The 12085-nt window shown below is 44.9% G+C and carries 13 protein-coding genes and 1 pseudogene; 6 read left to right on the top strand and 8 right to left on the bottom strand.

All coding sequences use genetic code 11. From position 1 onward, the window contains the following. The first annotated feature begins 69 nt into the window (after nt 1-69). From NSQ26_RS03850 to cls, 3 genes are read left to right on the top strand one after another with little or no spacing between them, the layout of a single operon-like run. Nucleotides 70-390, top strand: a complete 321-nt coding sequence (locus NSQ26_RS03850; RefSeq protein WP_499719222.1) for a phasin family protein — start codon at nt 70-72, stop codon at nt 388-390. Next, complete coding sequence (locus tag NSQ26_RS03845; RefSeq protein ID WP_499719220.1) at nt 390-2042, top strand: ABC1 kinase family protein; 1653 nt, start codon at nt 390-392, stop codon at nt 2040-2042. The genes NSQ26_RS03850 and NSQ26_RS03845 overlap by 1 nt, the downstream gene beginning before the upstream one ends. Before the next feature lie 31 nt (nt 2043-2073). Further along, nucleotides 2074-3534: a cardiolipin synthase gene (gene cls, locus NSQ26_RS03840; protein ID WP_499719218.1), complete on the top strand. Its 1461-nt coding sequence runs from the start codon at nt 2074-2076 to the stop codon at nt 3532-3534. 110 nt (nt 3535-3644) lie between these two features. Here the strand turns inward: cls and NSQ26_RS03835 are convergent. After that, nucleotides 3645-4268 (bottom strand): annotated as a pseudogene (locus NSQ26_RS03835) (superoxide dismutase); the annotation flags it as partial. 438 nt (nt 4269-4706) lie between these two features. Between NSQ26_RS03835 and adh the strand changes: the two are divergent. Genes adh through NSQ26_RS03820 form a run of 3 tightly spaced genes read left to right on the top strand, consistent with a single transcriptional unit; the run spans nt 4707 to nt 7139 of the window. Continuing rightward, complete coding sequence (gene adh, locus NSQ26_RS03830; protein ID WP_499719216.1) at nt 4707-6245, top strand: aldehyde dehydrogenase; 1539 nt, start codon at nt 4707-4709, stop codon at nt 6243-6245. 10 nt (nt 6246-6255) lie between these two features. Next, complete coding sequence (locus tag NSQ26_RS03825) at nt 6256-6618, top strand: DUF779 domain-containing protein (protein WP_499719975.1); 363 nt, start codon at nt 6256-6258, stop codon at nt 6616-6618. After that, nucleotides 6615-7139: a gamma carbonic anhydrase family protein gene (locus NSQ26_RS03820; RefSeq protein WP_499719215.1), complete on the top strand. Its 525-nt coding sequence runs from the start codon at nt 6615-6617 to the stop codon at nt 7137-7139. Before NSQ26_RS03825 ends, NSQ26_RS03820 begins: the two co-directional genes overlap by 4 nt. Before the next feature lie 46 nt (nt 7140-7185). Here the strand turns inward: NSQ26_RS03820 and NSQ26_RS03815 are convergent, their stop codons facing one another. The 7 genes from NSQ26_RS03815 to rpsP form a co-directional block, all read right to left on the bottom strand. Beyond that, nucleotides 7186-7836, bottom strand: a complete 651-nt coding sequence (locus tag NSQ26_RS03815; protein ID WP_499719213.1) for a YIP1 family protein — start codon at nt 7834-7836, stop codon at nt 7186-7188. An 83-nt stretch (nt 7837-7919) separates the two neighbouring features. Further along, nucleotides 7920-9755, bottom strand: coding sequence for an arginine--tRNA ligase (locus tag NSQ26_RS03810; RefSeq protein WP_499719212.1), 1836 nt, complete (start codon nt 9753-9755; stop codon nt 7920-7922). 22 nt (nt 9756-9777) lie between these two features. Beyond that, nucleotides 9778-10512 carry a tRNA (guanosine(37)-N1)-methyltransferase TrmD gene (gene trmD, locus NSQ26_RS03805; protein ID WP_499719211.1) on the bottom strand — a complete coding sequence of 245 codons (735 nt, stop codon included), beginning with the start codon at nt 10510-10512 and terminating at the stop codon, nt 9778-9780. Beyond that, entirely contained in the window at nt 10509-11039 is a 531-nt protein-coding gene (gene rimM, locus NSQ26_RS03800; protein WP_499719210.1) for a ribosome maturation factor RimM, read from the bottom strand. Before rimM ends, trmD begins: the two co-directional genes overlap by 4 nt. Next, on the bottom strand, nt 11014-11451 hold the full coding sequence (locus NSQ26_RS03795; protein WP_499719209.1) for a YlqD family protein: 438 nt from the start codon (nt 11449-11451) through the stop codon (nt 11014-11016). The genes rimM and NSQ26_RS03795 overlap by 26 nt, the downstream gene beginning before the upstream one ends. A gap of 61 nt (nt 11452-11512) precedes the next feature. Next, nucleotides 11513-11746 (bottom strand): KH domain-containing protein, encoded by a 234-nt coding sequence (locus NSQ26_RS03790; RefSeq protein ID WP_090776077.1) that lies wholly within the window; start codon nt 11744-11746, stop codon nt 11513-11515. A 24-nt stretch (nt 11747-11770) separates the two neighbouring features. After that, nucleotides 11771-12043: a 30S ribosomal protein S16 gene (gene rpsP / locus NSQ26_RS03785; RefSeq protein ID WP_090776076.1), complete on the bottom strand. Its 273-nt coding sequence runs from the start codon at nt 12041-12043 to the stop codon at nt 11771-11773. Between the last annotated feature and the right edge of the window lie 42 nt (nt 12044-12085).

Below are 12085 nucleotides of genomic sequence, written 5' to 3'. Positions count from 1 at the left end.
TCATGGTTGTAATTTTGCCTTCACTTTGTTTACAATGAAAGAATAACATCAATCTGAGGAGGGATGATGATGGTCAAAGATTTATTAAACAATATGTATTCGCTTGGCATTGGTGCTGCTTCCTACAGTAAAGAGCAAATTGAAAAAACGGTTCATGAGCTTGTCAAAAGAGGTGACGTTGCACGCGCTGAATCAGGAGCGCTTATTGATGAATTGGTGGACCGCGGGAAAAAAGCGCAACAAGAGGTAGAGGATATGATCCAAGGACGTGTGCGTCAATTGTTGTCTTCTATGGATGTGCCGACAAAAGAAGAAGTTGAAGCACTACAACAGCGTGTCGATCTTCTTGAACAAAAATTAGTCCAAACAGAAAAAGAAACAGACGCATAATGCTAAAAAAACAAATTCGTTACCTTTCTCGTTACCAAGATATTTTAAGCGCCCTATACCACTACGGCTTCGGGCACATCGTTCGTGATCTAGGGCTGCTAGAGAAAGCACGTATTCGCAAAAAAAAGCATAAAAACGCTGACCATTCAATGGCGAAACGAATTCGCCTCTTATTAGAAGAGCTTGGACCGACATTTATTAAGCTCGGGCAGCTTGCAAGCACACGAAAAGACTTATTTCCAGCCCACATCCTCGCCGAACTTGCCGAGCTACAAGATAATGTTGCACCCTTCCCTTTTGCAGAGGCCAAAGCAATTGTCGAACAAGAGCTAGGCGCACCACTCACCTCACTCTTTCAATCATTTTCTGAAGAGGTGCTTGCTGCTGCTTCTATTGGACAAGTACACCGGGCCACCTTGCTTACTGGAGAAGAAACAATTGTCAAAGTCCGCCGTCCGCAAATTGAACGGCTCATAGAAACTGACTTGGCCATTTTATCTGACTTAATTTCTGTAGCTGAGGAGAAAATTGAGTGGGTACGCCGCCTGCGCTTAACTGAACTATTCGCTGAATTTGCAGCGGCTTTAAAAAATGAGATTGACTATAAACTGGAAGCACAACATGCTGAGCGCATTCGCCGTCAATCATCCACCACCTTGTCGGTGCCAAAAAATTTTCCTCATTACTGTACGTCGAAAGTGTTAACACAAGCCTTTGTTGAAGGAAGAAAAATGACCGAGGCAGTCACCTCAGAAGGATTTGATCAAACCGCGCTTGTCAAACGCTTTGCGACAGGTATGTTTGAACAAATTTTTGTGCATGGATTCTTTCATGGCGATCCGCATCCAGGCAATGTATTTGTGACAAAAGATAGCAAGATTGTCCTTATTGACTTTGGCATGGTTGGGCGTTTGTCTACATCCTTGCGTCAAAACCTTGCTTTCATGATGATCGGTTTAAAAAGCCGTGACACAGAGCGCGTGATGAACGCCTTGTTACAAATGGATATCATTCATGAGCAAGTGAATCATGAGCGCTTGAAAGAAGATCTTGACGACTTACGCTTGAAATATTATGATCTGCCTTTGAGCGACATTTCATTAGGTGAAGCGATCCAAGATATGTTTAATGTCGCCCATAAACACCAGTGCATCGTCCCACCAGATTTAATGATCCTCGGAAAAACGATTCTTTCCGTCGAAGCGATTGTGGCAACGATGGCACCAAACCTATCTATTATGGACTTAGTTGAGCCTTTTGGACGTATGCTTATCCATGAGCGCTTTCATCCAAAACACTTTTTTCAAAAAGCGAAAGATACCATTACTGAACCAATCCGCGCGTTGCAGTGGCTACCAACAGAGTTACATAAATCGCTTTCTACTATTCGCCGTGGACAATTAAAAGTCACTGTCTCGATGAAGGACATGCGTGAACTCCTTCAAAGAGTTGATCGCATTAGTAATAAACTCGCTTTTTCACTCGTTTTACTTGCGTTTAGCATCATTATGGCCGCTGTCATTATCGGAACAGCATTGACTGCAGAACAAACGGTTCTTTCTAATATACCAGCAGTTGAAATTGGCTTAACAATGACCGCCCTCATGTTCTTTGCGATCATTTGGTCCATTTTCCGATCTGGACGATTTTAACTTCATTCTGAGAAAAAGCAGGTTGATAATCATGATGATTGAATTAAGTGTGCTAACCTACTTATCTATTGCGCTCATCATTACAAACATTCTCCTCGCCTCCATTTTAATTTTTATCGAACGAAAAGACGCACAATCAACGTGGGCCTGGCTCCTTATTTTGTTTTTTATTCCTTTCTTTGGCTTTATTATTTACTTTTTACTCGGACAAACATTATCTCGAAGAAAGTTGTTTAAATGGTCTGGGATTAAAAAGATGGGGCTCGAAGACATGATTCAGCGGCAACAAGATGATGTCCGGAGCCCTCACTTTCACTTCGGGAATGAGACGGCTAATCAACATCGCGATCTCATTTATATGCACTTAATGAACAACGAGGCAGTACTCACTGAAAACAATACCGTCGACATTTTAAATGACGGAAAAATGAAGTTCCAGCAACTGCTTACCGATATTCGCGCTGCAAAAACATTTATTCACATTCAGTATTATATTTTCCGTTATGATGGGATCGGAAAAGAAGTGATTGACGCACTCACCGCCCGTGCTGCTGCGGGGGTAAAAGTGCGTTTGCTGTATGATGAACTTGGTTCTCGATCTTTGAGAAAGAAGTTTTTACGTTCTTTCCTTGAAGCAGGGGGGGAAGTTGGGGTATTTTTTCCTTCTAAATTTGCCATTATTAATTTCCGGCTCAACTTCCGAAACCACCGCAAACTCGTTAATATTGACGGAAAAATTGGCTATATTGGCGGATTTAACGTCGGTGATGAATATCTTGGTAAAAAGAAGCGATTTGGCTACTGGCGCGATACACACCTGCGCATTCAAGGACCCGCCGTTCAAGCCATTCAAACCCGTTTTATTCTTGATTGGAATCAAGCAGCAAAAGAGTACTACATTTCCTACCATGATCGTTATTTCCCGCCATGCACGAGCAGTGGCAATGTGCCGCTTCAAATTGTCTCCAGTGGCCCTGACTCCGAGTCCGAACAAATTAAAAATGGGTATTTAAAAATGATTATGAGTGCAAAAAAGTCGATCTTCATTCAAACACCATACTTCATTCCTGATCAAACGCTGCTAGACGCTTTACGGGTTGCCGCACAGACAGGGATTGATGTAGAGATCATGATTCCAAACAAACCGGATCATATGTTTGTTTATTGGGCAACAACGTCACACATTGGTGAAATGTTGAAAGTCGGTGCCACTGTCTATATTTACGAAGGCGGTTTTATTCATAATAAAGTAATCATTATTGATGAAACGCTTAGCACGGTCGGGACTGCCAACATTGACCAGCGTAGCTTCAAACTCAACTTTGAAGTGAATGCATTTATTTATGATAAAGCCACTGCCCGACGTTTAAGTGCAGATTTTCGCGCAGATGTAGAGACATCGAGCTTGCTTACATTGAGCGATTATGAACATCGCCCAAAACGGACACGCTTTAAAGAGTCGATTTCACGTTTGCTGTCACCGATTTTGTAATGATGAGCATCTATCAAAAAAGACCTTGACAAGAAGTGTTGGTCGAGGTCTTCGTTTATTGTGAATAAAAATCGATTCTATTCCCCACTACAATAACCTAACATCTTTCTTTAAAACGGTGCCCATGTCAACTTCTCCGCCTGCTCAAACCGGCGCGCAACTTCCGGCCAGTTCACGACATGCCACCACGCGTCAAAGTAGGCCTTCCGATCATTTTGGTGTTTTAAATAATAAGCATGCTCCCACACATCAAGCACAAGCAACGGCACTTGATCTTGTTGGGATAAGTTTTGGTGCTTTTCTGCCTGCAAAATCTCTAACCGCCCGGCGCGCGGTGACCAGACAAGCATCGCCCATCCCCCACCTTCCACTTTATCCGCAGCATGTGAAAATTGCGCTTGCATCTGTTCAAAAGAGTCGAAATCTTGTTTGATTTGATCTGCAAGTGCGCCAGATGGCTCCCCGCCTCCGTCTGGACTCATGTTCGCCCAAAAGAGTGTGTGCAAATAATGACCTGCACCATTGAAGGCCGTTTCACGTGCCCAATGTTTGATCAAATGATAATCGCTGCTTTGTCGTGCAGCAGCCATTTCTGTCTCTGCCCGATTAAGTCCATCCACATAACTTTGATGGTGCTTGTCATGATGAATTCGCATCGTTTCCGCGTCGATATATGGTTCAAGCGCATCATACGCATACGGTAATGGCGGTAATGTATGTCCACCAACTGGAACTTGTGCCCGATGAGCGGGAGATTTCCTCCCGACTTGCGTCATGTAAAACCACTGCTCATATGCTTGTGCAGCAAGTTCGTCCACATGATCAGCACGTGCGCGTAGTCCTTCGTTCAAAGCCGCCAATGCGTCCGTAAACGGCTTCGTTCGTTCTGCGCCAACCGTTTCCATCAATTCCTCCTGTTGTTCCCCCCAGAGGTTTTCCAGTTCTCTTGCCCACAGCTGCACTGCTTGCTGGTACATACCCATTCCAACGTCACTCCTTATAAACTACATGATCCACTCTTCACCACATTATGCAGTGACACTTGCCCCAGTGAAAAGCAATGCTAATTAGAGAAAATACATGTCAAAAAAGGAGGAAAGCGTTTACATAAAGTCGAATATATAGATAAGGCTCTTATGCAAAAGAGCGATTTTTTTAAGGGGGATTTTTCTATGGTTTCTACACGTCTACCTGTCTATGCACGTCCAAATGAACAAGATGCACTCGTACATTTTCGCTCACGGTACGACAATTACATCAATGGTGAATGGACCACACCAACGTTCGGACAATACTTCGAAAATATCACACCTGTTACAGGAGAAGTATTTTGCGAGATCGCCCGTTCAACGAAAGAAGATGTCGAGCTAGCTCTTGACAGCGCGCATGCAGCAAAAACGGCATGGGGAAAAACGCCCGCTGCCGAAAGAGCGAACTTGTTAAACAAAATTGCCGATCGGATGGAAGAAAACCTCGAAAAATTAGCTGTGGCCGAAACGTGGGATAACGGGAAGCCGATCCGCGAAACATTGAATGCTGACATTCCACTTGCCATTGATCATTTCCGTTATTTTGCTGGGGTCATTCGTGCCCAAGAAGGCACATTAAGCCAAATTGACGACACAACAACAGCCTACCATTACCACGAACCACTTGGTGTCGTCGCGCAAATTATTCCGTGGAATTTCCCACTCTTAATGGCAACATGGAAACTTGCGCCCGCGCTTGCTGCCGGGAACTGTGTCGTCTTAAAACCTGCTGAGCAAACACCGGTTTCGATTTTTGTCCTAATTGAACTAATTGAAGATTTACTACCAAAAGGGGTCCTCAATATCGTCAGTGGTTTCGGTGTCGAAGCAGGAAAACCACTCGCCTCTTCTGACCGCATCGCTAAAATCGCCTTTACAGGAGAAACAACAACGGGTCGCCTCATCATGCAATACGCGTCGGAAAACTTAATTCCTGTCACACTCGAGCTTGGTGGGAAATCACCGAACATCTTCTTCCGTGACGTGATGGCAAAAGACGATGCCTACTTAAATAAAGCGATCGAAGGGTTTGTCATGTTTGCCTTGAATCAAGGTGAAGTGTGCACATGCCCGTCACGCGCCCTCATTCACGAAGACATTTATGATGACTTTATGACACGTGCCTTAAAACGCGTAGCAGCGATTCAAACAGGGAACCCGCTTGATCCGAATACAATGATGGGTGCGCAAGCGTCAGAAGAACAACTTGAGAAGATTCTTTCTTATATGGCCATCGGCAGAGAAGAAGGTGCGGAAGTCCTCATTGGCGGCGCCCGCAATCAACTACAAGGCGAGCTTGCTGGCGGCTATTACGTGCAACCAACCGTTTTTAAAGGCCGAAATAACATGCGCATTTTCCAAGAAGAGATTTTTGGTCCGGTCGTATCGGTTGCAACGTTTAAAGATGATGAAGAGGCACTCGCGATCGCCAATGATTCTTTATATGGCCTTGGCGCGGGGGTTTGGACGCGTGACTTGAATACCGCATATCGTTTCGGGCGTAACATTGAAGCTGGACGCGTTTGGACAAACTGTTATCATGCGTATCCTGCCCATGCCTCGTTCGGTGGTTATAAAAAGTCAGGAATTGGACGTGAAAACCATAAAATGATGCTTGATCATTATCAACAAACAAAAAATATTCTCGTCAGCCATAGCGAAGATGCGCTCGGATTCTTTTAAGGTGCAACAAATGACACCGCGCGTTGTTGCAACTAAAGCCGCTCTGTCACTCATTCACCATTTAATTGAGAGACATGGGCCACTCATGTTTCACCAGTCTGGTGGCTGCTGCGATGGGAGCTCACCGATGTGTTATGCGCGCGGTGAGCTCCGCATTGGCGAAAATGATGTTCACCTAGGCGATATTGGTGGCACCCCTTTTTACATTGCTAAAGACCAATACGCCTACTGGCAACATACCCAACTGATCATTGATGTCGTCAACGGTCGCGGAGGGATGTTTTCACTCGAAGGACCAGAAGGCAAGCGTTTTTTAACGCGGTCACGCGTCTTTTCACCAGCAGACGATGGAAATGGAGGGAGCGAACGTTGATCTATCCTTTTGGAGACAAAAAACCAAACATTGATCCGTCTGTCTTCCTCGCCCCAGGCTGTCGGGTGATTGGGGATGTGACGATTGCTGCCGAATCAAGCGTTTGGTTTAACGCTGTTCTCCGTGGGGACGAGGCACCAATCACAATCGGACGCAGCTGCAACATCCAAGACAACAGCACACTCCACTTGTACGAGGATTATCCGCTCGTACTTGAAGATGAAGTCACCGTTGGACATAACGTCATTTTACACGGTTGTACGATTCGTACACGCGCCCTAATCGGAATGGGAACAACGATTTTAGATGGCGTAGAAATTGGGGAATCTGCTTTGATAGGGGCAAACACATTCATTCCTTCAGGGAAGCGAATCCCACCTCGTACGCTCGTCCTCGGTTCGCCGGGGAAAGTCGTGCGGGAATTAAATGATGAAGATTTGCAGCTGATTTCATTAAGTATTGCGACGTATAAGGAGAAAGGGAGACAGTTTTTGCGGGAGATGGAGAGGGACGAAAAATGAGGAAAGTGCAGCCCATGCGGAGGGCTGCACTTTATTTGTTTACAGATCAAAAACTCCCAAAAAATGCCATTAACAGCATCACAGGGATCACCAACAACAGAGCGAGCACCACCAATAAAGCTACGATAATGACTCCCATCAAAAGCGATTTCCAAGCAGAAAATTGATGTGCTTCCCCAATTGCATGAAGCGAAAGGACAAACACCCATACCCCACCTGTGAATTGAAGCAAACCCCATGCCATCGTTGCCCACATCTGCAATGGCGTAAACGTCTCTCCGATGAAGCGGAAATCTTCGTTTGTACTCGAGATAAAATGCGCTTCTCCGATCATAAACACAAAAGGTAACGCAATCACACTCAGAATTATCCCAGGCTTCAAGCTCGCGTGCACCTGAGCTTTACGCAAACCAAGTGTCGTACCCTTACCGCCAATCCAAGATCCAACCCATTTGTTCAACCAGGGCGCGAGATATAATGAAAGAAGTCCAACAATCGGACTCCCAAAGAACGCCAGGAGAAACACGAACCAAAACGTTGGCATACTTTCCCATGGATGCTGATATTGCACAAATATTGACAGGAACGAGCCAACGATTGCAATCAAAATAAACTTCCCTGTTTCATTCTCTGTCCGCGCCAATTCTTGTTTCATCACTTGACGAGGTTGTACCCACACACGAAACCAATTTCCCATTATAAAATACCCCTTTCTACTCACCATCATTAATGACATGTAAAAATATATGCTTGTAAATCGAAAATAGCCTTCCTTACCACTCAAATCCGCTCTTCTGCTGGCAAGCCAAGCACGCGCAAAATTGTCTCTAGCCGTTCACGCACAAGTTTTGTCAACGCTAAGCGGCGACTTTGTATATTCGGCTCCGCTTTTAAAACCGGACATTCTGCATAAAAACGGTTGTAAAGACTTGCTAGCTCAAAAGCAAATGTACAAACCACGTTTGGTTCTAAGTCTCGCTCCGCTTTCGCTAATGCATTCGGCCATCCAGCAAGTTGTTTTAACACCGCACGTTCCACATCCGTACAAGCTTTATATGTGGCACCTGCCGCGTCAATATTTACAGCTTGCGCTTTTTTAGCGATGCTACTTGCGCGTGCATACGTGTACATTAAATAAATGCCCGTGTTACCAGTAACTTGCGTTGCTTCGTCCAAATCGAAAATAATATCTGATGTCGTGTTGTAGCGTAGCATATTGTAACGGATCGCCGCACGCGCAAGTTTTTTCACCATGTCTTCTGACGCATTCGGACTTTGTGTGCGCACGGCTTCTTCCATATGGGCAATCAGTTCTTTAATTTTTATGCCAATGCCTTTGCGTCCAGACATTGCATATACATTTTTTCCTTCTTCTAATGCCACACCTAACGTTCCGGCTGTTTGCTTGCTTAATGAAACGACCCCATAAGAAACGTGGCGCAAATTGGCCGCAGCTTCTGTAAAACCAGAGGCGGCTAATGCTTGCTTCACCACTTGTTGCGGATACGCTTGCCGGTAATCAATCACATTGATCGCTACATCGGCGTCACCAAATGCTGCTTGTTGCCCCGCGGTGTCTGTTGTCCAAAGTTTGTCATGCTTTTTTGCATATGTAAAGTCTTCTGCCAGCAAGCCAAACTTCCACATATGGTAGGCGATATCTTTTGCCGTATAGGTTAAGACACCATTTGACCGCACAAGCACTTTATTGGCTTGATGCGTAGACGAAGCGTTTTCATCGTCTGTCGTTTTTAACACCCAGCAACCTGCTTGTGGTCCGCTCGTTTCTTTAAAAAACACGTCTGTTTGTTTTAACGCAGCAAACGCTTTTTCCCAAAAACCACGCTGTAAAATATGCCGTTCCCACACGAGTAAGTCATAATCAATCGCAAACTCACCCATTTCGGCAACATGTTCCTCAGCAATCTTATTTGCAACCGCGTAACCGAGCCATGACGTATGATTATCGCCTGCTTCTAGTTGGTGCAACACATCTTCACGCTTGCTCGTCGATAGTCTGCCATCTTCATATGCCTTATTCAAAGATGAATACACATCCCAGCAATAATCACCAAAACGTACTGCCTTCTCGTCCGGACGCGTGGATTCAGGTGACAGTAAACCAACAAGTGTATCTGCTAACTGGTTTCCAAGGTCATCAATGTAATTGTGGACTTCTACATGTTTTCCTTTGTAAGCAAGTAGACGCGCAATCGTATCCCCAATACACGCATTACGTAAATGACCAATATGCGCCGATTTGTTCGGGTTAATCGACGTATGTTCAATGAGCACTTTTTCTTGTTTCGTAGTCAATCCCGCTTCTGCTTGTAGACGCAGCGCCTCGTCCCAGTCAATAAAGAAGTTAATAAATCCTGGTTGAACGACTTCAACGCTTTCAAGAAATGGTGTATCCATCTCGCTCAACGCCGCAACAAAATCTCCAGCAATGTCGGTCGGTTTGCGCTTCAGCACACGCGCCGCTTTTAAAGCGATATTCGTTGAAAAGTCACCATGCGCAAGTTGCACCGGCTGTTCCAATGTCCAGTCTGATAATGTCGTGCCAGCGACGTTCGCTGCTGCGGTCGCAATCAAATCATGCAGTTGTTCTTTCACATCGCTCTCTCCCTTTTTCCCTTTATTCCTCTTCTGTCAGCTCGTTTATCCATGCTTCTTCTTGTTCCGTAAGAGAATAACGTTGTAACATATCGGGGCGCCGTTCCAATGTCCGCTTCAGTGCTTGCTCTTTACGCCATTTCACAATATTTGCATGGTGACCCGATAACAGTACATCCGGTACTTTTAAGCCACGAAAATCAGCTGGACGCGTGTATTGCGGATGCTCAAGCAAGCCTGTTGAGTGAGAGTCCGTCACCGCAGATTCCTCATTTCCTAATACACCTGGTAGTAAGCGAGTCACACTATCGGCAATGACCATCGCCCCAAGCTCTCCGCCTGTAAGCACATAGTCGCCAATTGATAATTCGTCGGTCACAACATGTGTCCGCACCCGTTCGTCGAAACCTTCATAATGCCCGCATAAAAAAATGAGATGCGCTTCTTGTGCTAATTCTTCTGCTTTCGCTTGTGTGTAACGCTCGCCTTGCGGACAGAGTAAAATGACGCGTGGTTCATGCGACAATCCCGCTTTTAAAGCTGCCACCGCATCAAAGATTGGTTGGGCAGAAAGGACCATCCCCGCGCCACCACCGTAAGGATAATCATCCACCTTTTTATGCTTATTTGCAGCGTACTCCCGGAAATCGACGGTCCGAAAAGAAACGTGTCCTTTTTCACTCGCATGTTTTAACATCGACGAGCCAAATACCCCGGTGAACATCTCGGGAAATAACGTCAAAATGTCAATCTTCATTCGTCTAGCCCTTCTAACACATGGACGTACACACGTCTTTTTTCCACATCAACGTTTTTGATAACCGATTCAATGTACGGCAAAAGTAAATCCTTTTTTCCGTCGCGGCGAACGACCCACACATCATTTGCTCCTGTTTCAATGATGTCATCAATTTGCCCAAGCACTGTCCCGTCTTCTTCGTCAATGGCAGCGCAGCCAATAATTTCGTGATAGTAATACTCATGCTCAGCTAATTCCGACAATTGCGCTTCGGATACGTACAATTGCATGCCTTTAAATGGTTCGACCGATTGTAACGAGTCATATCCCTCAAATGTAAGTAAATCAAACTGTTTATGCACACGATGAGACGCCACTTTCACCATCGTCCCTTGCCCGTCGGGTGTATCGGCCACCTTTAACTCCGTCCCTTGTTTGTAACGTTCATCGGTAAAGTCACTGTGAGACAATACCCGTACTTCGCCCCGAACACCGTGGGTATTGACAAGTCGCCCTACACTAAACCAGTTCATCTTCTTCTTCATATGCATCGTCTACTTCCGTTTCTTTTATTTCGTGAATATAACCATCTTTAATTACAACGGCAAGCGATTTGTCGCCATCAATCCAACGGTCACCTACTTCTAAATCAACAATCATGTCGGTCGTACCCATGTCGAGCTCAGCCCCAAGTGGTAACATACGCAATTGCTCTTCTTTAAAATCCATTAACTCTAAGCGATTTTCCCGATCAGCAATTTCCATTTTATAGCGATGGCGTAACTCATCTTGACGCCCTGCCGTTTTAGCATCGCGTAACGCTTTTTGTAATTGAAACTTTAACTGTTCTTGTTCGTGCCGAAATCTTTGCCGGCGTGCAGTGAATTTATCTGTAATTTCTTGTCTTTTTTGTTCTGTCAAAATGTGTTTCACTCTGACAGGCTTAACAAACCTCATCTTTATTCGTCCCTCCTTAAAATACGCAAAAAAGGGCTAGGTATTCCCCGCCCTTTGATTGCTACTCGACAATGTCTAAGCGCACCCGTCGCTGTTGTCCCCCTGTTGCAGCTGCGTGCACAACGGCGCGGATGGCTTTTGCCGTTCTTCCTTGTTTTCCAATCACTTTTCCTTTGTCGTCGGGATGTACAAAAAGGCGTATCACATGCACTTTCTCTTCATGAGCTTCTTCAACTTGAACGTCCTCTGGATGATCAACAATTGATCGTACGATATGTTCAACTAAAGCTTTCATGACACCCTCCTTTAGGAAGATTTACTACTTACTATTTTTTTCGTTATGGAGCTTTTCCATTAAACCAGCTTTTGAAAACAAGTTACGCACTGTGTCAGATGGCTTAGCGCCTTTTAACATCCACTCAAGTGCTTTTTCTTCTTTAATGTTCACTTGTGCTGGCTCAGCAACCGGATTATATGTGCCGATTTCCTCGATAAAGCGACCATCACGCGGTGAGCGTGAATCTGCTACGACAACACGATAAAATGGTGCCTTTTTTGAACCCATACGTTTTAAACGAATTTTTACAGCCATTTGCTGTACACCTCCAAAAATAATTAACCACAATTTTTAATC

Origin of the sequence: Bacillus sp. FSL W7-1360, assembly GCF_038592975.1 — a bacterium.
Lineage (GTDB): Bacteria > Bacillota > Bacilli > Bacillales > Bacillaceae_D > Shouchella > Shouchella lonarensis.
This window is presented reverse-complemented; position numbering and strand designations above follow the sequence as displayed.

Coding starts and splice junctions, on each gene's coding strand:
- rimM (WP_499719210.1), bottom strand. CDS start 11,039: ATGAAGAAGAAGATGAACTGGTTTAGTGTAGGGCGACTTGTCAATACC.
- rpsP (WP_090776076.1), bottom strand. CDS start 12,043: ATGGCTGTAAAAATTCGTTTAAAACGTATGGGTTCAAAAAAGGCACCA.
- NSQ26_RS03845 (WP_499719220.1), top strand. CDS start 390: ATGCTAAAAAAACAAATTCGTTACCTTTCTCGTTACCAAGATATTTTA.
- NSQ26_RS03790 (WP_090776077.1), bottom strand. CDS start 11,746: ATGAAAGCTTTAGTTGAACATATCGTACGATCAATTGTTGATCATCCA.
- trmD (WP_499719211.1), bottom strand. CDS start 10,512: ATGAAGATTGACATTTTGACGTTATTTCCCGAGATGTTCACCGGGGTA.
- cls (WP_499719218.1), top strand. CDS start 2,074: ATGATGATTGAATTAAGTGTGCTAACCTACTTATCTATTGCGCTCATC.
- adh (WP_499719216.1), top strand. CDS start 4,707: ATGGTTTCTACACGTCTACCTGTCTATGCACGTCCAAATGAACAAGAT.
- NSQ26_RS03795 (WP_499719209.1), bottom strand. CDS start 11,451: ATGAGGTTTGTTAAGCCTGTCAGAGTGAAACACATTTTGACAGAACAA.
- NSQ26_RS03825 (WP_499719975.1), top strand. CDS start 6,256: ATGACACCGCGCGTTGTTGCAACTAAAGCCGCTCTGTCACTCATTCAC.
- NSQ26_RS03850 (WP_499719222.1), top strand. CDS start 70: ATGGTCAAAGATTTATTAAACAATATGTATTCGCTTGGCATTGGTGCT.
- NSQ26_RS03815 (WP_499719213.1), bottom strand. CDS start 7,836: ATGGGAAATTGGTTTCGTGTGTGGGTACAACCTCGTCAAGTGATGAAA.